The following is a 20,838-nucleotide window of genomic DNA, read 5'->3' as shown; positions in this document are numbered from 1 at the left end:
GCTGCGCGCTTCCTCAGTGTGAACGGGATAAACCGAGCCTAGGCCTTAGAATCGTCTCCAGACCCTTTAAGAAGCGTACAGAGCCGAACCTTTTTTACACAACCCTCTTTTAAGGCCAGCTTTACTTCTTCTAAAAACAAATCCTGGCCTTCAGGGTTATAAATCATCTCAATTCCATTTTGATCATTTTCTTTCCCTGATACCACATTGTCGCTTGTTGCTTTAAAAGCCAAATGGCCATAAGCAAGGAGATTGATGTTATCGGGAATAAATGCAAGTCCAGGGATAGCACATGCCTCATCGTCTGGATAAGGCGGATCGCCGCACATTTCTTTGATTTTAGCAATTAATCCGCGATAAAAGTCATCACAATAATTTAAATCAATACCAAAAATATGGATATCGGGCATTCCGTGAGCATGGCAGCCAAACAGATATTTTTTCATTATTTCAGAACTTTTATTAAAATTGAGAAACAAAACATCATTATCAGAATACAACCCTTCTCGCTGAACCATTTTCATAAGCCTTAAGATATCGGTTGCGTAGACTGTATCCCGAATATTTTGTGTTTCAGAGACCCTTTGCATGACTTTTTTCGCAAAACTAATGAGAAAGTCATCATCAAAGGTTTCAGTTAAACAGTCTTCAATGATTTTAATTTTAATTCCATGTTTCTTTAATTGTTCAATCTTAAGCTCTTCTTTGTTAACGCAGGCTTGATTAATAAAAAAAGTCAAAGAATCCCTAGGTCTTACCTTCCGTTGAAAGATCAAACGATTAACTACTTTTTGCGGAAGAAAACCATTAGGATGTATCCATATTTTTGAATGTTTAGTCAAGTTAATAGGCATATCTCTTCCACACTAATGGCGTTTTAACTCTCGACTTTGCTAAAACATCCTCTGTAATATTAGACCATCAATGGAGTTGTTGCATTGAAGCAAAGCTTATTAAAAAAGGAAAAATCATGGCTACTCGAAAAGATTCAGTTTTTACCACACCCACCGCTTTTTTTACGCCCATTTCACAAAATTTATTAGTGTTAGAAAAAGTAACTTTACAATCTTTTATCGATGAGATACCAGGCTTTATTGAGATGTTAGTAAAACTACAAGAAAAAGGCTTTTTTAAAGACAAAGAATTAAAAGAATACACTATGTTAGAGTTTATCGCCGAACTTTTTGGCAAAAATCCTCCCGCCATGGATATTGCGGCTGCACAATTCTTAGTACAAAAATTAGCTGACGCGAAAATTTCTTTAACTAGTTTGACGGAAATAGAAGAGAGTGATGAGAAAGAGAGGCATGAAACCACGGAAACAGAACTCTTAACCCCAAAACAACTCGGGCTATTTGCTCCACTGACGACAGAAATAAATTGCTATATCCATCTGCTCTATGATGTTTTAGATAACGATTTAGCGCAAAAACCCTATGAAAAAACTAAAGATCAAGAAAATGTAACTGAAAAACAACATGCCCTCCAAGCGGCTAAAATTAGCTTTATGTTGCAGATGTCTTTAGCTGATATTCTAGCCCTGTTATTTCACGATATTGCCCGTCCTTCGGTCAATGATGCCGATCATGGTCATGAAAATCATTGCAAGGAAGGCAGTACGATTCTTGCTCCGCTCGGTTTGGACATCGACTATTCAGGCTATCATGCTTTTGCCAAATACTTACTTTTTACTTATTGTCCACCCTACCTTGGTTTAATTTCTCAAACTTCTGTTCATACTTTAGGATTTCAAGGGAAAGATTGGTCCGCCCAGATTGCAGGACTCAATGAACTCGACTCCGCAGATTTGGCTAAGGCACTGTTCAAAATCATGTTAATGCGTCTCATCGATGATATGAGCAAAGTACCAGAGTCTCAATTAAAAAATCCCTATGATGAAAGCCCACCCGAATATTTCGATGAGGCGCAGATTAAAAAAATGCTAAGAAAGCAAATTCTAACTCAGCTAAATAAGCTAACAATGCAGAGTAGCAATAGCGAGACGACCATTCAGGAAATAAAAGCTAAACTTGCAGCGGCAACTTTGTTATTGTTGCGTGCAAAAGATTTTTCGCTGAATCCAAGTTTATATGAACAATATGCAGATACTGTAAATCCCTTATTGGAGCTGTTGGAAGCACAGAAACAATCCGAGCAGCAAACTCATGGCTGCTAAACAATTTCTCATTGAATCAGTTCGGGATTTAAGGTAGCCCAGCGACGCTGCTGCCACCCCTGCGAAGATCTTCAAATTAGTCTTAAGTTTGATTTGATAATTAAAAAGCATAACATACTGCGGCTTGTCCGCAGTATCCAGTTGTTTAGGGCGATGAAGGAGCATCTTATGGATGCCACACAAGCCGCGGCAAATAGAGTTTGCTTAGTCCAGTAAAACTTAAGGCTAATTAGAAGGCGAAGGCAGGGGATGACAATGAATGAGCGCTCAAAAATAGGGGCTCACTAAGTTTTGATTTCATTCTTGCGCAGAGTCTGTTAGTATTTTTTTCGCAAAAAATATAACTGGAGAAAGAAACTATGGCCATTATTAATGGTAGTCGTTCTAATAAGAAAGAAAAAATTAAAGCTGAAATCAGCATCGATATTCTGAAGCAAATTGAACAATATTGCGCTTGGGCTAAAATTGATGACGTCGGTTTTTTCATCGAAGAAGCTGCTTATTTTGTCTTCGCTAAAGATAAAGAGTGGAAACAACACCAAAAGTCTGCCAAGAAAGCCGCGAAAGAAATCGCTTAAAGAATCATCCACGCTGTGAAATACCTGCTGAATTTTCCCGCTATTCTGTCGTATGCAGAAATCTGGCTGTATTAGCACAGCGTTGTTCAAAAACATATGAAAATCGCGAAATAGATTTTCGCATTAGAACTCATGATGCAACTAACATTTTAATGTCTGTATTGTGTATTTTCCTTCGTTTTTTGACTCAAAATAGCAATTCAAACCAGCTATCTTAAGCATTTCCAAAAAAAGAATTAAATTAAAAAAAAAAAGCAAAAAAATTTATGCATTTTTGTTACTGAAAATTATCATTTTTTTCTTTATTAGCTCCTCATTTTAATCCAAATCCAAAAGTTTTTATTTGACCACAAAGTTAATTTAAATTACAATTTTGGTTGGATTTTAAACAGGATGAGATAAGGAATACCAATTATGCAAGCAAAAACCGAACACAAAGGAAAAAAACATTTTATAGGGAATAGTTTTCGTGGAATTTTTAATCTTCTCAAACCCAAAAATGAACGCTCTACTTCTTACAGTAAATTAGCAAAAAATCACTCAGAAACTGATCATTTAGAGAACAAGAAAAAAAATAAAGGGAAAGAAAAAGAAATGGAGCAGTTATCATCGACAACCGATTCCGAGATAGAAGAAACGGGTTACTCGGTGAAACTGAGACCCCCAAAAACTTTAAAAGCGCTCAAAAGTATCCAACTTGAGTCATTAATTACAGAGCAAAGTACCCCCGAACTTTGGCGGATGACCTCCGTGTATGAAGTGATGGAACAGTTTAATATAGAAGCTGTTGAACGATTCAGTAATCGTCCTTGGTATACTCAACAAGCTATATTAACTTCTCTCACTACTCAACAGCAAATCACGTTTCATCCGATTAAGAATGAACAAATTTTATTATTAAGGCAGATGCTTGAACAATTGGATAAGGGCTATCAAAAGTATCTAGAGGAGACAAATGATGAATTTAAGCAAGCGGACGCTTTAGTTCAATATTTAAGAACTAGCATTAAAGCATTATTATCAGATGATTTTGCGAATGCTGACTCTTTAGAGAGTGCAATAGATAATTACGAACGACAGAGCCAGCTTCCTAAAATGGAATTTATAGATGAGCAACAATCCTTTCATCTTCGTGCTTTTTTCCAGGTAGAACGTTTATGCCTTCATCGCGCCTCTTCTTCTTCTAGTTTGGATCAAGTTTTACCTTATTTAAAAGATGCGTTGGATACCCATTTAAGGCATGTTTTGGAGGCCCGTTTAGAAGGTGCTTTAAATACCCCAACTTATAATGACTTAGTTGTCCAATTAAGAGAAAAAACGGGTCAAGCCTGTTATCTTTCTACTCAAAACAAACAATCCATCACAGCCCAACGATTAGCTATGGATGCGGGAAGGGCGCCTAAAGGATTTGTCAGTTTACGTGCGAAGATAAAGCCTGATAATGATGCCTTTAAAACGGCAGTAATAAAGACTTTATCACTCGATTTTTACCAAACAAACCAAACACGCCCTACTACATTTCCTAAATGTACGACAGTAGAAGCTGATTTTTTTATTCCTAAGCAAAGTTCACTCAAATTAAGACTCTCTAAGTTGATTGACGATTTTGCAGAGGAACATAGAAAATTTAAATTGGACTCCAACCCAAAACTTATAGAACCCTTTGCTAAAGATCTAGCTGCACAATTAAAAGCCGCATTACTTTATGATGATCGTGGTTATCAACACCAAGTTAATAATTCGCCCAGCTTAGGGGCTTATATTTAAACATAGCGGGGTAGTTATCTGGCTCACTAGCTTGCTCTTGAGCTGCACTATCCTGGGTCGCAGGCTGTTGATAATAATTCTCTTGCTCCTCCATTCTGACGTCTACGGTGATCTGCGAATTCCCGGCTCTTCGCTAGAATGAGGAGCAAATATCTCTTTTATCAGAGTGTTCAATTTCTATACTTGGAAGAAGCCTTTCTAAGCTCTCTGAATTGCCCCCCCCCTATATGAACAATATTGCAAGCAAGGTAAGACTGGATTGTCATAACTAAGTAGGTTAATTTAATGGATAAACTCAAAACTTAAGATCCTATGATTACAGCCTACTTGAATGAAGGGACGCTCAAAACCTATGAAATCAGGGAGGATAATCTTTCTTTATTAAAAGATGCAGTCTGGATTGATTTACTGCATCCAACGCGTGCGGAAAAATTAGAACTAGAGAAATTGCTCTGCTTAAAGATCCCAACGCGAGAAGAAATGATTGAAATCGAGTTATCAAGCCGTCTTTATAAGTATAAAGATGCCCTGTTTATGACAGCCTCCATGATTGCTAAATCTTCCTCACGTGATCCTAAACAAGATGTGGTTACTTTTATCCTCACTAAGAAACAACTTGTTACTATCCGGTACATTGAGCCTCAGGCATTTAAATTACTTATCTCTCAATTAAATAGTTCTGATTTAAACCATAACCATGCCGCGATGGTACTTATTGAACTGCTAGAAGCGACGATCGATCGCTTAGCCGATATCCTAGAAATTGTCGGTCATAATCTGGAAGAATGCTCTAAATTAATTTTCAGACCTGATCTAAGTTCTCTAGAAGAAAAAAAACCAAATTATCAATTTTTGATCCAAAAAATAGGTACAAATGCGGACTTAAATACGAAAGCACGTGAGTGTTTAGTGACCTTTAGCCGCCTCATCCCGTTTTTCGGGCAATCCGTCGGCACAGACCTCGATACGAAAGGGCATACAAGGCTTGCTACTCTAAGTAAAGATATCGGCGCATTAAGCGACCATGCTAGTTTTATTTCCACGAAAGTGAATTTTCTCTTGGATGCCACATTAGGTATGATTAATATTGAACAGAACGCCATTATCAAGATATTCTCTGTCGCCGCAGTTATTTTTCTGCCACCCACGCTCATCGCTAGTGTTTACGGGATGAACTTTCGCTTTATGCCTGAGCTTTCTTTCAAGTGGGGTTATTTTTTGGCTATCGGGATGATGTTTATTTCTGCCTTAGTTCCTTATAAATACTTTAAACGGAAAAAATGGCTTTAATCAATAAGGGAACGCGTTGTCCCTAAAAGAGGGTCAACGCGTCTTTAAACTATGGTGTTGGTGCAGGTGGAGGTGGAGTACCTACCCCAAATAAACTTAGAATCAGCAACACCAGGAAGATAACAATAAATAAGAAGAATAATACTTTTGCAATATCAACAGCCGTTGAGGCCACCCCCCTGAAACCAAAGATTCCAGCAATTATTGCAATGACTAAGAAAATAAGAGCCCACATTAACATGATTAACTCCTTTTATTTTTAGTAATCCTCATACTCCTCTTTAATACTAGGCTCTAACTTTGTCTTTGTAAAATATTCATTTTTTTAGAAATGCTAAGGAAATGCTGGACCAAAGCTCATAGCCGCCAGGCTATAAGCTTTGGTCCCTATTTATCTGGCCCCATTCGGGCTCTGAGGTATCCCCACGAAATTAAATAGACTGTTTAGTTCATTGATCGTTTTGTTTATACCGTTCACACTGAGGAAGCGCACAGCGCTGTCTCGAAGCATCGCAAAAACCCTCCTTCGAAAGGAGGCCTCAGGGCGGGCCCTTCGAGCACCTCAAGCCTTCGAGACGCACGCCATGCGTGCTCCTCAGGCTGAACGGGATAAAATGAATACAACTCCTTAGATAGTCATTTCGTGGGGATAAAACAGTTCGGGCTTAGCCTTACTGCTATGGAAAGGACTCAACTTTTTTGCATGTCCCAATAAAAGCGAAAGTCTAAGAATCTATTTAGAGGGATCTTTTCGTTTAAAACCTAAAGCGTTCAAGCGCTCCTCTATATCAGGATGAGTTGAAAAAGCATTGTTAAACGATTTAACCGGGTCAATACTGGAAGGATCGAATAAATAAGAGGATTGTCTTAATTGCTCATGAGCCGTACTTCCATATTCCTGTACATATTCTGCAGCATGTTGTTGATTATCTTCCGAAATTTTTAGTAAAGCCCGCGCCATGGGTTCATTATCCCGCATTAATTCGACTGCACCGGAATCCGCCATATATTCGCGGGTACGGCTTAAAAACAATGTAAGCACTACGGTAATAATCGGCAAGACATAGCGCAAAAGAGTAATTACTAGCACAAATTGGTTTTGCTCTCTTCTATCATTATCACCACGATAAATCACAGAATAAAACAAAATATCGACAACAATGAGTAGGATATTAGAGAGGACAGCGACCATTAAAGTTAATTTAATATCATGATGGCGGATATGGCTTAATTCATGGGCCATAACAGCCTGCATTTCCGCTCGGTCTAATTTCTCCATCAAACCACGAGTAATCGCCACCATTGCCGATTTTTCACTATAACCACTTGCAAAAGCGTTCATATAATTTGCTTCGATAATGTACACTTTGGGCATAAACTTAAGGCCAGACGCAACTTTCATTTCTTCAACCACGTTATAAAGTTGTTTTTCTTGCAAATTTTGTGCTGTTTCAGGGGTAATTTCATGATAATCGGTGCCCAATAGCATAATTTTGTCATACATTGCATAAGTAATCAGTAAAGAAATTGCCGCAAAACAAAACATGAGTATCGTTGCGAAAGGAATTGCTTGCAGTGTTATTAAAGCATAAAGCGACTGCCTCAAGGTGGGATGAGGATAGAAATTTTCCTCTAAAACAATCGCGTCAACTAGCAATCCTACTAGAGTATAAATTGCAACAAAGAGCACAATGACCCAACGGGTCTTGCGCTCATTTCGCCGCAACTGTTCACGCCAATTGCCTACAGAGGCTTGATAATCAGATAGTGGCATAAGTTAGCTCAAAATTTGACTGTATAATCTTCACGCGCCTGAATTTGCTCTTCGGGCAAGGACCAATATTCAAAAACTTTATCTAACTTATCGTGGAAGAAATTAACTACTAATGATTCAAAGAACGATTTTTTCTTCGCCTCATAGCGCTCCACACTGTCGTTATAAGCCTGTTTTGCATAAGCTAGCTTATTCTCTGTGTTAACAATTTCTTCTTGCAGTTGTAACACGTTCTGATTTGCTTTCAAATCAGGATATTGTTCGAATACCACATTTAGATTTGAGGCAATCTGAGAAATGCCGTTTTCAGCGGCTATACGACCTTTTTCATCACCAGCAGCCTTAGCAGCCTGAGCTTGATTTCGCAGCGCCACCACATCTTTTAAAGTAGTCTGCTCGTAATCCATGTATTTTTTGACTGTTTCAATTAGGGATTCAAAAACTTTATATCGTCGGTCTAATTGAATATCAATTTGTCTCTTATTGTTATTGATGGCCTCAATTAAGCCGATGAGGCTATTATAAATACCGACAATCCAGAATACCAAGAGAACGACTATCACTAAAATCGCAATCAGAAAGGTACGCATCGCTTCATTCCTTTTTCATTTAGCCACCAATAAGTTATAGTCCTAAAAATAGAAAAAAATCAAATTGCAATTGGAAGTTCGAAGCATAAAGGAAGCCCAGAGCTGATTACCATTAGGCTAATTTAATTTTCTCAACGGTCGGCCATAGATGATAAAAATGATGAAGAGGGCCAAAGCCTTTGCCTAAATCTTCATTTTTCGCTGCATCGATTGCATGGAAAATGTAATTTTTCGCGGTTTGACAAGCTTCAAGCATGTTAAATCCAAACGCTAAACAGGAGGTGATTGCAGCCGATAAGGTGCAACCCGTCCCGTGAGTATTTTTGGAAATAACTCTTGGACTTTCTAGCCAATAACTATTTCCTTCTCTACCGACTAAGAAATCATTAGAGTGCTCAGCTTCTAAATGACCGCCTTTTAATAACACGTATTCTGATCCTAATTCTAAAAGTTGTTGGGCCATTTCAGGCATAGTTACTATACTTGTGGAATTTAATAAGCTTTTCGCCTCAGGTAAATTGGGCGTTACTATGGTCGTTAACGGGAGCAGAAGCGTTTTCATTGCATTTAAAGCCGCAGGCTCCAATAAGGAATCGCCACTTTTAGCAATAGTAACCGGATCCAGCACCAGAGGAATTCCCTGAGCGTGTTTACTAAGAAAATGGGCTACAAGTTCAACAATTTCCTTTTTAAATAACATGCCTATTTTAATACTATTTGGTTTAATATCTTCGAAAATGGCATGTAATTGCTCATCTATTGCGGATAAGGGAAGCTCATAGCAGGATTTAACACCCTGAGTATTTTGCACAGGTAGAGCAGTTAATACAGTCATTCCATAACATCCAAAAGCAGAAAAGGTTTTTAAATCAGCTTGGATACCTGCTCCTCCAGACCCATCAAATCCTGCAATAGACAAGGTTTTGTAACGCATACTCATGTTATTTCTCCCAGGCAGATAGTTACAATAAACACTCATCCGCATTGACCATAGCAACATCTTCATTGAATACAGTCCAATCCGGTTTATACAAACTATCAATAAATAATTCTCTGAAGCGGCCAGGTCCTTGAGCCTGCTGATGAACTGCTTGACCGCATAAACCAAAATAAGCAGTCGCGTAAACAGCAGCTTGATAAGAATTTAAACCGGTTGCAGCAAAGGCCGCAATCACAGCAGTCAAAGTACAACCCATTCCAGTAATCAAGGACATCAAGGGGGAACCAAAAGGAAGGCTTATTTTTTCTGTACCCTTTATAATTAAATCAACAGGCCCACTTACGACAACCACTTTCTGCATCGATGAAGCAAGTGTTTGAGCTGCGGCCACGGCTTGATTAACAGAACACGAAGCCTCCACGCCTTTTGACTCACTCACTTCATCGACCAAAGCTAAAATTTCACTGGCATTACCACGAATAATGTCTACCAAAGGTAGAAGGGATTTAGCTGCCTTGGTCCGTAATCGACTAGCCCCTGCACCGACCGGATCTAAAATCACTGGCTTGTTTTGGCTGATAGCTATTTCTGCGGCTTGCAGAGCTCTTTCGCAAAAAGGTTGATCTAGGGTACCCATATTGAGATAAACTGCCTGGCTAATGCTAACCAGCTCATCTAGCTCTTCGGCTGATTGACTCATCAATGGCGCCGCCCCCAGAGCTAATAAGCTATTCGCCATCAAATCCATGGTGACAAAATTAGTTAAACAAAGCACTAAGGGTTTAGCCTGGCGTAAATGAGTTAAGGACGTTTCTAATTCTCTCATTAACTTAATCATTTTCTCTCCTTTGAAGACCTTGTCATGAATTTGTCAATAGCTCATTTCCCCATACCTTATCTCGCGCAGAGGTATCCCAGGTATTTCTTGGGCATGAATTTGAGTTAATTACCCTCATTATGCTTAAGTTGTCATCCCTGCCCTTCGCAAGGATGACAACTTACCTCCGAGCCCTCGCTTTGCCCGAGATGATATACGGAGAGTTGGGGAAATCAACGACCTTCAACTAATTAATTCACGCAAATAAGCTGTCATCTCACTAGGATTTGCAGCATCATGTAAAGCAGCAATCACTGCCACCCCTTTTGCACCGGCTGTCATCACCTCTTGAATGTTATGTTGATTAATTCCACCAATAGCAACCACCGGATGCACCGAATTCTTAGCCAAAGCACTTAAACCGGCTAAGCCCCAAACTTTACAAATATTCGCTTTATTATTGGTTGGGAAAACAGCACTCGCCGCGACATAATTCACGTCATAGGCATTCGCTTTAATCAGTTCTTGTCCCGTTTCGATAGACAAACCTATCCATTTATTCGCGCCTAGCCGCCGACGAGCAACGATTGGAGAGCCATCTGATTGCCCTAAATGCACACCATGAGCATCAATTTCTAGAGCAAGCTCTACATTATCATTAATTATTAAAGGAATATGGAATTGATCTAATAAGGTTTTCAATTGACGGGCATAATCGAGGAGAAATGATGCTGCAGCTCCTTTTTCGCGCAGCTGTACACTAGTCACCCCTGAAGCGATGCATGTTTCAATAAACTGCAGATAATCGGCTAAAGGTTGCTGCTGCCGATGGGTTATCAACATTAACTTATAAAATTCAGGTATCATCATTGCTCGGTAAAACCTAGGCTCAATCGAAAATTAAATCCCTTTGATCCCTTCCTTATCGTAGTAACAACCTTGTTACCTAGGAATGGTATAATATACCCAAGAAACTACAAAATGCTAATTTAACCTCTTGAAGTATCTTAAATAAAATGAAATTAGGCCAAAACAGTATTTATGAACATGAAAAAAAATCATATTTTAATTATCGATGATGATAAAGAAATTAATCTATTAATTAGCGATTATTTATCTCAACATGGTTATAGAACAACCTCTGCCTATAACGGCAGCAATTTAGCGCAGTTATTACGGGAAAATAATTTTGACTTAATCATCCTTGATATTATGTTGCCAGGGCCTGATGGTTTGAGTTTATGTAAAACGATTCGCCAAAATTATGATGTGCCTATTTTTATGTTAAGTGCAGCCGACAGTACAGCCGATCGAGTTGCAGGTTTGGAATTAGGTGCTGATGACTATATCACTAAGCCATTTAGCGCGCGTGAACTCTTAGCTCGGGTCAAAGCTCAACTAAGACGGGCTAATGGCGAATTGCAGCAAACCAGTCAACGCCTAAAACCACTGAAGCGCTTGCGCTTTGCCAATTGGCAATTAGATAGGGAAACTCATTGCCTAATCGATGAGGATGAGATTGCGATTTCTTTAAGCCAGCGCGAATATGATTTATTACTTATTTTTCTCGAACATCCAGGACGCATTCTAAGCCGCGACCAATTAACCGATTTATTATATGATCGTGATTGCGATCCCATGGACCGTACGATCGATGTTTTGATTGGTCGTTTACGCAAAAAGATCGAATTAGATCCACGGAGTCCTCTGTTGTTAAAAACGATTAGAGGCGGCGGTTATCAACTAAAAGTGCAAGTCAGTTTATCATGAGCAAATTAACTTCATCCGCTAAAAAAACCTATGCACTACTCATTACAGGCAATCTTCTCGTGTTGCTAGCCTGTATTATTTTAATTCAATATTTTATTTTTACTGCCTTTAAACCGGTTATCCCACCCAATACCGTGCATTCCATTACCAAATTGGTACATCGGCTACAATCTCAACCAGAAGCAGACTGGCCGCGAGTATTGCAGAAACAAAAAATACCCTGGTCAAAAATGACCTTATCAGAAACACCGCTTTATCAAGATGCCTTACTGAGCCTTCAACCTCCGGTTGTTTTTGATTTATTAAAACAGCATAAGCAATTGCAACTGTCTGTTTTCATTAAAGAAAAATCTTGGTTAAATTTTAGTTTGATCCCACCATTGCATAATCACAATACCTTGAGAGCCGCTTTGATGGCTGCGCTTCTGGGATTATTATTTATTTTATTTTTAATCAATTACTGGGCAGTTAAAAATCTCAATCAACCGATTCAAACTTTAATCCAGAGCCTGAAATACAACGAAAGCCAAGAAAATTGGCTACCCATTCCTCTCACCGGAAATAGCGATCAACGCATGCTGTTTAATCAAATTAATTCATTACAGATGAAAATGAGCAAACTATTACAAAACCGCACTCAAGTCGTCACTGCGATTTCTCATGATCTGCGCACCCCCATGACGCGCTTAAAATTACGTATGGAATATCTCACGCAAAACAAACATTTTGACAAAATGATGCATGATATTAATGACATGGAGATGATGATTCGCGAAACCTTGGATTATTTTAAAGAAGCTCACGATGAAGAAAAAAAACAGCGCTTTGATTTAATTGCCATGTTGCAATCGCTCTGCGAAGATGCTGCGGATCTAAAATTTAATGTGCAATTCACGTCTAATGTGGATAAATTAATCTATTTTGGTTCCCTCAATTTACTAAAACGCGCTTTTTCCAATTTAATAAATAATGCCATTTATTACGGTAAACAAGCCGTTGTTTATGTCGAGAAAAAAGCAAATCAGGTAGAAATTTCCATAGAAGATAACGGCACAGGATTAAAAGAAACCGAGGTTGAGCAAGTTTTTCTCCCCTATTACCGCGGCGAAAGCTCCCGCTCGCGCGAAACCGGCGGCGCTGGATTGGGATTAACGATCGCAAAGGAAATTATTCAACTCCATAGCGGCAAAATCAGTCTAACAAATCGAGTACAGGGAGGGTTGAAAGTTTTGGTTAGTTTTCCTTTAGACGAGCTTGGCAACATTTCATAAGTTGAGCCGATTGTAAACCATCTACAAGTATTTTATGATTTATAGATAATAATTCTATGAAACGGACTTTCTTATGTTAAAAAAAACTTCTTGGATTGCTCTTTTTTCCTGTAGTTTTTTGTTGCAAAGCCATGCTGCTCCACCGCCACCTATTTCAAGCTACATGCCCGTTGTCGATAAAGAAAGTTTTCAGACTATTTTGGAGCGTATGTCTAACGCTAAACAGGGACTAAATAATAAGCAGCAAAGTTTACTTAATCAGCGCTATGACTTGAGTAATAAACCCTCAAAAGACACGATGACCACCGGTAAACCACTCCAAGACGGCGTACGCGTAAAACTGCCCCAGGGAATTAGTTGGGATGATTTGGCTAAGATGACGCCTGATCAAATTAAGCAAAAAGGCTTATTCCCTCAAGGCTTTCTTCCTTTACCCCATCCCAATCAGGCGGAGGGGGGGATGCTGTTTCCCAAATTTGCTATCGATGAAATTAATAAACAAGAAGGTCGCGACTTAACTCGTTTTGACCTCGATTTCGATATTCCCGATCATTTTCTACCTGCTTTTCCACCACCGATCTATTTAACAACTCGTCCCGATCTCGGTGATGTTTCCCAAGGTAAATTGGTAACTATTGAGAATTATTTTGATATTTTTAATGGAATACTTAACCCCAAACAACTAGAAGGTTTAAGGTTATTAGTCACTCCCTTCCCTCAGCAGCAATTTAACCAAACCGACGATCGGCGGACAGTAAAACCAAGTCGTGGTGTCGCTTGTCTGGATTGTCATGCGAATGGTCATACTAATGAAGCAACGCATTTGGTGGGTGATATACGTCCCCAAGAGTTTCGCCATCGCATTACCACCCCAAGTTTAAGAGGGGTTAATATTCAGCGTTTATTCGGCTCCCAACGAGCTCTCAAAACAGTTGAGGATTTCACCGAATTCGAGCAACGCGCGGCTTATTTTGATGGAGATCCGGTAATTGCGACTAAAAAAGGAGTTAATATTCTTGAGCGTGGCAGTCAGGTCCATTTCATGGCCGAATTCCAAGAGATTTTGGATTTCCCACCCGCACCTAAATTAAAGTGGGATGGTAAACTTGATCCCGCTAAAGCAACACCTCAAGAATTACGTGGGCAAGAGCTGTTCTTCGGCAAAGCACAATGCGCTACCTGCCACGCCCCACCCTACTACACTGACAATACCATGCATAATTTGCAAACAGAGCGTTTCTTTAGCCCGCAGCTAATTAATGGCATTAAAGCCGTAGGTGATGGCCCAATCAAAACCTTCCCTTTACGCGGTATCAAAGATTCACCACCTTACCTGCATGATGGCCGCTTACTCACCTTGGAAGATACCGTTGAGTTTTTCAATTTAGTACTCGGAACCCAACTTAATCAACAGGAAAAACAAGATCTAACTGCATTTATGAAGGCCTTGTAATTATTCAAATATCCTCCTTTACAAAGTAGAGGGAGGGTTTTTTATTCCTAGGATATCACTAACAATTATAAGAACTTAATCATGAAAAAATATCTTTTGCCCTTAGTTAGTTCCATTCTTCTTGCTTCATGTCTGACTCATCAAAACATGGATGTCGTTACTGATGATGCCGGTAATCCGCATTACACTATACCTTATCAAGCAGATACGAGAGGACAAGCTGTTTTTCCATTACAACGACAAGCGACTGGAGAAAAAATATTTATCTTTGATCCCCGAGCCTCAGCTTGGGCTGCTTACAATGAGCAGGGTAAACGCGTCATGACAGGCTCCGCTTCAGGGGGGATGGATTTCTGCAAAGACATCCAGCAATCCTGTCGTACTGTAACAGGTACCTTTAGTGTTTATGACAAAAAAGGGGCAGATTGTAAATCAAACGAATTCCCAATCTCTCCCGATGGGCATACTGGCGGAGCAAAAATGCCTTATTGCATGCATTTCTACCATGGTTTTGCTATTCACGCTGCTTACGAGGTTCCCACTTACAATAGCAGCCACGGTTGTATTCGCGTGCTTCCCGGTGCAGCAAAATGGTTAAATGAGAATTTTATTGATGTCGGGACGACAGTTTTAGTGCTTCCTTATAGTTAATAGTCTCGGAAGAATAATTTGATAAGCCATTCGGGCTTTGAAAGCTCCCCACAAAATGAATATCAAAGGAATTTATATTCATTTTATCCCGTTCATTCAGCCTGAGGGGCACGCATGGCGTGCGTCTCGAAGGCTTGAGGCTCTCGAAGACCTGTCCTGAGGTTCTCGAAGGGGGGGAGGCCTTTTGCGACACTTCGAGACAGCGCTGCGCGCTTTCTCAGTGTGAACGGGATAAACATCACGAGCAATGAGCTAAATAGTCTATTTAATTTCGTGGGAATATCTCAGAGCCGAACAGTTTTTCAGACTACCCCTTCAACAAGGGTTGCAAAAAATGCCCCGTATAAGACTTCTTATTCTTCGCTACTGTTTCCGGCGTACCGATCGCAATGATTTGGCCGCCTTTGCTTCCACCTTCAGGTCCCAGATCAATGATCCAATCCGCCGTTTTTATTACATCTAAATTATGTTCAATAATAATGATGGTATTACCTTGCTCTCGTAAACGAAACAAGACACTCAGTAATTGTTTTGTATCATGGAAATGCAGCCCTGTTGTTGGTTCATCAAGAATATATAAAGTATTTCCGGTATCCCGTTTTGATAACTCGCGAGCCAATTTAATCCGTTGAGCCTCCCCACCGGATAGAGTCGTCGCGCTTTGGCCTAAACGAATATAAGACAAGCCCACATCAATTAAGGTTTGGCATTTTCTGGCAATCACTGGAATTGCATCAAAGAAACTACGTGCGTCTTCAACTGTCAATTCAAGAATTTCATGGATATTTTTGCCCTTGTATTCGATTTCTAAGGTTTCTCTATTATAACGCTTACCCTTACAGACATCGCAGGATACATAAATATCTGGTAAAAAATGCATTTCAACTTTGATTAAACCGTCACCCTGACAAGCTTCACATCGTCCTCCGCGAACGTTAAAACTAAAGCGGCCAGGCTGATAACCTCTTGCACGCGCTTCAGGCGTGCCTGAAAATAGTTCGCGAATCGGAGTAAAAATACCAGTATAAGTAGCAGGATTTGATCGCGGGGTACGCCCAATTGGGCTTTGGTCAATATCAATAACTTTGTCACATAACTCTAGACCTGTAATTTCTTTCACAGCCCCAGTAGTCAGTAGACTTGCACGGTTTAATTTGTTGGCTGCAATGGGGTATAAGGTATCGTTAATTAAACTTGATTTTCCAGAACCTGAAACGCCGGTAATACAAGTAATGACTCCCAAGGGAATACTCACCTCAACATTGTTTAGATTATTACAGTTGACCCCTTTTAAATGAATCATTCTCGATTCATCAATAACTTTTCTAGTTGCCGGAACTGCAATCGACTGTTTACCCGAAAGATATTGCCCTGTTAAGGATGCTTGATTTGCCATAACTTCTTTGGGTGTACCGTGGGCCACGACTTTGCCACCATGCACACCGGCACCAGGTCCAATATCTAAGACATAATCCGCAGAAAGAATAGCATCATGATCATGCTCCACCACAATCACAGTATTTCCTAAATTGCGTAAATGCAGCAGGGTCTTGAGCAAGCGATCATTATCACGCTGATGCAAACCAATAGAGGGTTCGTCAAGAATATACATGACGCCTACCAAACCAGAACCAATCTGACTTGCCAAGCGAATTCGCTGAGCCTCCCCCCCAGACAATGTTTCTGCGCTACGCGCTAATGATAAATAATCTAGACCAACATTGACTAAAAATCCTAGACGCTCAACGATTTCTTTATTAATTTTTGCAGCAATTTCACCGCGATAACCGGTCAGCTCAAGGCAACTAAAAAATTCATAGGCTTTTTCGATAGAATAAGAAGTAATTTCGGGTAAGTTTTTATCATCAACGAACACATGCCGAGCCTCCTCACGCAAGCGAGCCCCCTGACATAATTCGCAAGGACGTGAAGATAAATATTTAGCCAACTCTTCACGAATCATTGCAGAATCGGACTCATGATAACGACGCTTCATGTTCGGAATAATCCCTTCAAAGGGATGGTTTTTAACCATGTAATCGCCCTGCCCTCTTTGGTAGTGAAATTCAATAATTTCTTTTCCACTACCATAAAGAACTATTTGTTGAATTTTTTCGGGCAGATCGCAAAAAGCCATTTCGATATCAAAATCATAATGTCGCGCCAAAGACTCCAACATCGGATAATAATAAGTCGTTTTTTTGTCCCAGCCACGAATAGCGCCTTCAGCTAAACTCGCCGTTTTATCATGCACCACTCGCTCAGGATCAAAAAATTGATCTACTCCTAATCCATCGCAGGAGGGACAAGCACCGACAGGATTATTGAATGAAAACAGCCGCGGCTCCAATTCGCTTAAACTATAGCCACATTCGGGGCAAGCAAATTTTGAGGAAAAAACGATTTCCGAAAAATCACCGTCTACAGGCGCTACAATCGCCAAACCCTCTGCACGATTCAGCGCATTTTCAAAGGATTCACTTAAACGCTGAGCTAAGTCGGCCCGGACTTTAAAGCGATCAATCACCACTTCAATCGTATGTTTTTGGCGCAAGGTCAATTTAGGCGGATCATCTAATTCGCACAACTCCCCGTCAATCCGCGCACGCACATAGCCCTGTGCTTGCAATTGTTGCAATAAGAGCACATGCTCTCCTTTACGCTCACGCACGACCGGCGCCAAAATCATCGCCTTAGCACCCTCTGGCATTGCCAGAACTTGATCAACCATTTGGCTGATGGTTTGAGCATGCAAACTAACCCCATGAATGGGGCAGCGCGGCTCGCCTACACGGGCATATAATAGACGTAAATAGTCATAAATTTCAGTGATCGTTCCTACAGTCGAACGAGGATTGTGTGAGGTAGCTTTTTGTTCGATTGAAATTGCCGGTGAAAGTCCCTCAATCGAATCAACATCTGGCTTTTCCATCATCGATAAAAATTGACGTGCATAAGCAGAAAGTGATTCGACATAACGGCGCTGGCCTTCAGCATAAAGCGTATCAAAAGCGAGAGAAGATTTACCTGAACCTGACAGTCCAGTAATCACGATTAATCGATTACGCGGCAACTCCACATTAATATTTTTAAGATTATGTGTTCTTGCACCACGAATACTGATGGAATGCATAGACATTTACTTCAAAAATACTGAAGTATAGCTTATAAATAGTATGAAAGAAAACGAAGGCCAATCTAAGTCAGTCACTAGCGATTTTTTCAAGCTTGAAACTTCAAAAATGAAGACTTCTTCTTTTCATTAAATTCTTCCTGGCTCTCTAATTTCTAAAGGTGATATACTCTTTTTCACTTTTACAAATGCAAACTTGATATGCGCCCATTTTTAAATTTTTTTATGAGCACAGTCCTGCTATTTTATGTGGGATTTGCCCATGCTGATAACAATTTTAAAGAATTCGAGCAGCAAATTAGCGACTCTGTCATTACTGCTAAAATCACAGCCAAGTTTACGAAAAACCCTGATCTTAATCCTTTGAAAATTTCAGTCTCGACAAAAGATGGTATAGTAACCCTCAAAGGAAATGTTAAAGACAAACAAACTTTCGTTGATGCCTTAAAGCTTGTCAAAGTAACGAAAGGTGTGAAGGCAGTTGAAGCTGATGATTTAGAAATTAAACAAGTTAATACCGCACTCACTGATACCTATATTACAGCCAAGGTGGAAGCAGCGATTTTAAAAGCAAAAGTATTCGATGATGAATCGATTCCATTGGTAGGTATCAATGCAACCACCACAAATGGTACAGTGACTTTATCCGGGAAAGTGAAGCAAGATAAATCCATTGTAGCGATAATAAAGCGCGTTAATGCTGTGCGGGGCGTGAAAAAAATTATCTCTAAAATACAGGTAAGCAGGATGCATAATGAAACTCTTAACTCGTTTTAAATACTTTCTTTGGTCTTTTGGGCACTTCAAAATTCCTTTAATTGGTCATTTAAAACCTAAATTAATTGCCTTCGATAGCAAGCGGGTTGTCGTTAAACTGCCACTGACGCGGCGCAGTAAAAATCATCTTAATTCAATGTATTTCGGCGCACTTGCAGTTGGGGCTGACTTGGCAGGTGGCTTGCACGGTTTTTACTATACGAGCCAATTAAAGGTAAAAATGTCTCTCGTTTTTAAATCGTTTCAGGCGCAATTTCTTCGCCGACCTGAAACTGATGTTTACTTTGTTTGTGAGATGGGAGAAGAAGTCAAAGCAATGATTGAGGAGTCGCAAAAAACAGGGGAACGAATTAATAAACCGATAACCATTAAAGCCTTTACTCATTACCCTGAAAATCCCGAAGAAGTTGCGGATTTTATTTTAGAACTATCAATTAAAGTCTTATCCTAATTTAGACTCATGCTGAAAAAGAGTAGCTAAAATGAAAACTCATTCGACCTACACCATCTTTCCATTGATCTTTCTTGTTTTTATTTATTCCATCCTGCTTTATCTTATTTTTTCTAGTCAGCGTATTATCGACTTCACCCCCTTTTACACCTCTGCCAAATTACTTCTGGCAGGGAGAAATCCTTACCCCGTTCAATTAATCATCTCAGTAAATTTAAACCCTCCTTTTTTTATATGGCTTTTTAGTCCCTTGGCCCATTTTAGCTATCATACGGCACTGATTATTTGGTCAATCCTGTCACTTAGTTTAGGATTAGTGGCGGCTAATCTTGCATTTCGCCATGCTTTTTCTGCTGAAGTTTGGAAAAAATATCGACTAATTTTTTACATGATTTATTTTGCCTTTTTCCCGGTTTTAATGGATACATCCATTGTACAAATTGGGGCATTTTTAGCTTTTTTTACGATGTTAGGCTACCATTTTTATCTTAATAATCGCTGCTATCTGGCTGGCATTTTTTGGGGCCTTATTATTGCTCTTAAATTATTTCCAGCTTTATTATTTTTCTATGTTTTAAAACAAAAAAGAAAGCAGGTATTTTCAAGCATGCTTGCAACCTTTTTATTGGCTTGCCTAATCCCCCTTTTAATCTATGGTCCAACGATCTATCTCCAGTATCATTCCATGGTTACACGCATACTGTGGTTTGGAGATAGCTGGAATGCTTCTATTTACGGCTTTCTTTTCCGTCTTCTTATTGATACGCATTCAAGTTTTCATAATTTGCTGCCAATAGAACTATTGTATGCGGGACTATTTTTAATCTCTCTCTTTGTTTATTTAATAGCACTTGGGCCATGTTATATCGATGGCCAAAAGAATCAAATCAATCATCAACCGTTCTGCCTAACTCTAGTGATGATGTTATTATTAAGTCCTTTTGGTTGGATATATTATTTTTCAATTTTAATTTTTCCTTTAGTTCTCACTTTCGTGCTCTCTTTTGAGAAAAAAACCTCCCCTATTTCATTCTTATTGTGGACGGCTTGCTTCTTTCTCATTAATTTCCCACAAGCTTATGTTATTAATAAAAGCATGCATAATTTTACTGAGCGAATTACTTTATTTTCCTTTGATTTTTATGGATTACTAGTTTTGTTGTATATTTTAATCTCTAATCGACAAATCAAAGGAAATAACGAGCTAAGGATAAATACAATGCTCGAAAATGAGAAAAAACGTCGTGCGCTTCTTGCAGTGGCTATCTTATTTATATTCGGATTAATTGTTCCTCTTAATAGCTTACTGATAAGCTTGTCTTTAACGCCGGAGGATAGAGCTAAGCTCCTTACACAGATGGAAGATTTAAATAATAAAGAGGCTAATTAATGAAGCTTAA

The 20,838-nt window shown here is 39.4% G+C and carries 19 protein-coding genes; 11 read left to right on the top strand and 8 right to left on the bottom strand.

Going from position 1 to position 20,838, the window contains the following annotated elements; translation table 11 throughout:
• Nucleotides 1–38: 38 nt before the first annotated feature.
• On the bottom strand, nt 39–854 hold the full coding sequence (locus Lnau_RS01200) for a hypothetical protein (protein WP_058503327.1): 816 nt from the start codon (nt 852–854) through the stop codon (nt 39–41).
• 116 nt (nt 855–970) lie between these two features.
• Between Lnau_RS01200 and Lnau_RS01195 the strand changes: the two genes are divergently transcribed.
• The 4 genes from Lnau_RS01195 (at nt 971) to corA (ending at nt 5,811) form a co-directional block, all read left to right on the top strand.
• Nucleotides 971–2,176: a hypothetical protein gene (locus tag Lnau_RS01195; RefSeq protein WP_058503326.1), complete on the top strand. Its 1,206-nt coding sequence runs from the start codon at nt 971–973 to the stop codon at nt 2,174–2,176.
• Nucleotides 2,177–2,535: 359 nt separating this feature from the next.
• Nucleotides 2,536–2,754, top strand: coding sequence for a hypothetical protein (locus Lnau_RS01190; protein WP_058503325.1), 219 nt, complete (start codon nt 2,536–2,538; stop codon nt 2,752–2,754).
• 414 nt (nt 2,755–3,168) lie between these two features.
• Nucleotides 3,169–4,521 (top strand): hypothetical protein, encoded by a 1,353-nt coding sequence (locus tag Lnau_RS01185; protein ID WP_058503324.1) that lies wholly within the window; start codon nt 3,169–3,171, stop codon nt 4,519–4,521.
• A 312-nt stretch (nt 4,522–4,833) separates the two neighbouring features.
• Nucleotides 4,834–5,811 carry a magnesium/cobalt transporter CorA gene (corA, locus tag Lnau_RS01180; protein WP_058503323.1) on the top strand — a complete coding sequence of 326 codons (978 nt, stop codon included), beginning with the start codon at nt 4,834–4,836 and terminating at the stop codon, nt 5,809–5,811.
• 49 nt (nt 5,812–5,860) lie between these two features.
• Here corA and Lnau_RS01175 read toward each other — a convergent pair whose 3' ends face one another.
• From Lnau_RS01175 to thiE, 6 genes are all read right to left on the bottom strand, one after another.
• Nucleotides 5,861–6,052, bottom strand: coding sequence for a DUF1328 domain-containing protein (locus Lnau_RS01175; RefSeq protein WP_058503322.1), 192 nt, complete (start codon nt 6,050–6,052; stop codon nt 5,861–5,863).
• A gap of 492 nt (nt 6,053–6,544) precedes the next feature.
• Complete coding sequence (gene htpX, locus Lnau_RS01170; RefSeq protein ID WP_058503321.1) at nt 6,545–7,585, bottom strand: zinc metalloprotease HtpX; 1,041 nt, start codon at nt 7,583–7,585, stop codon at nt 6,545–6,547.
• Nucleotides 7,586–7,593: 8 nt separating this feature from the next.
• Nucleotides 7,594–8,175 carry a LemA family protein gene (locus Lnau_RS01165; RefSeq protein WP_058503320.1) on the bottom strand — a complete coding sequence of 194 codons (582 nt, stop codon included), beginning with the start codon at nt 8,173–8,175 and terminating at the stop codon, nt 7,594–7,596.
• Between the two features lie 112 nt (nt 8,176–8,287).
• Nucleotides 8,288–9,115 carry a bifunctional hydroxymethylpyrimidine kinase/phosphomethylpyrimidine kinase gene (gene thiD, locus Lnau_RS01160; protein ID WP_338011298.1) on the bottom strand — a complete coding sequence of 276 codons (828 nt, stop codon included), beginning with the start codon at nt 9,113–9,115 and terminating at the stop codon, nt 8,288–8,290.
• A gap of 22 nt (nt 9,116–9,137) precedes the next feature.
• The gene (gene thiM, locus Lnau_RS01155; RefSeq protein WP_058503319.1) at nt 9,138–9,953 is read right to left on the bottom strand and encodes a hydroxyethylthiazole kinase; all 816 of its coding nucleotides are present in this window, start codon (nt 9,951–9,953) and stop codon (nt 9,138–9,140) included.
• Between the two features lie 222 nt (nt 9,954–10,175).
• A complete protein-coding gene (gene thiE / locus Lnau_RS01150) occupies nt 10,176–10,802 on the bottom strand; it encodes a thiamine phosphate synthase (RefSeq protein WP_083503744.1) in 627 nt (208 codons plus the stop codon).
• 171 nt (nt 10,803–10,973) lie between these two features.
• Here thiE and Lnau_RS01145 point away from each other — a divergent pair, with 171 nt between their 5' ends.
• The 4 genes from Lnau_RS01145 (at nt 10,974) to Lnau_RS01130 (ending at nt 15,077) form a co-directional block, all read left to right on the top strand.
• The gene (locus Lnau_RS01145; protein WP_058503318.1) at nt 10,974–11,702 is read left to right on the top strand and encodes a response regulator transcription factor; all 729 of its coding nucleotides are present in this window, start codon (nt 10,974–10,976) and stop codon (nt 11,700–11,702) included.
• Complete coding sequence (locus Lnau_RS01140) at nt 11,699–12,973, top strand: sensor histidine kinase (RefSeq protein WP_058503317.1); 1,275 nt, start codon at nt 11,699–11,701, stop codon at nt 12,971–12,973. Before Lnau_RS01145 ends, Lnau_RS01140 begins: the two co-directional genes overlap by 4 nt.
• A 73-nt stretch (nt 12,974–13,046) precedes the next feature.
• Nucleotides 13,047–14,426 (top strand): hypothetical protein, encoded by a 1,380-nt coding sequence (locus tag Lnau_RS01135; RefSeq protein WP_058503316.1) that lies wholly within the window; start codon nt 13,047–13,049, stop codon nt 14,424–14,426.
• Between the two features lie 81 nt (nt 14,427–14,507).
• Entirely contained in the window at nt 14,508–15,077 is a 570-nt protein-coding gene (locus Lnau_RS01130; RefSeq protein ID WP_058503315.1) for a L,D-transpeptidase, read from the top strand.
• A 307-nt stretch (nt 15,078–15,384) separates the two neighbouring features.
• Here the strand turns inward: Lnau_RS01130 and uvrA are convergent, their stop codons facing one another.
• Nucleotides 15,385–18,210 (bottom strand): excinuclease ABC subunit UvrA, encoded by a 2,826-nt coding sequence (uvrA, locus tag Lnau_RS01125; RefSeq protein ID WP_058503363.1) that lies wholly within the window; start codon nt 18,208–18,210, stop codon nt 15,385–15,387.
• A gap of 225 nt (nt 18,211–18,435) precedes the next feature.
• On the opposite strand from uvrA, the gene Lnau_RS01120 reads away from it, so the two are divergent.
• Genes Lnau_RS01120 through Lnau_RS01110 form a run of 3 tightly spaced genes read left to right on the top strand, consistent with a single transcriptional unit; the run spans nt 18,436 to nt 20,828 of the window.
• On the top strand, nt 18,436–18,987 hold the full coding sequence (locus tag Lnau_RS01120; protein WP_238585895.1) for a BON domain-containing protein: 552 nt from the start codon (nt 18,436–18,438) through the stop codon (nt 18,985–18,987).
• A complete protein-coding gene (locus Lnau_RS01115) occupies nt 18,965–19,438 on the top strand; it encodes a PaaI family thioesterase (protein WP_058503313.1) in 474 nt (157 codons plus the stop codon). The genes Lnau_RS01120 and Lnau_RS01115 overlap by 23 nt, the downstream gene beginning before the upstream one ends.
• Before the next feature lie 31 nt (nt 19,439–19,469).
• Complete coding sequence (locus Lnau_RS01110; RefSeq protein WP_058503312.1) at nt 19,470–20,828, top strand: glycosyltransferase family 87 protein; 1,359 nt, start codon at nt 19,470–19,472, stop codon at nt 20,826–20,828.
• Nucleotides 20,829–20,838: the final 10 nt, after the last annotated feature.

The organism is Legionella nautarum, from assembly GCF_001467895.1.
In the GTDB taxonomy this organism is placed as follows: domain Bacteria; phylum Pseudomonadota; class Gammaproteobacteria; order Legionellales; family Legionellaceae; genus Tatlockia; species Tatlockia nautarum.
Note: the sequence above shows the minus strand (reverse complement) of the source record. Positions and strands in the feature narration are given on the sequence as shown.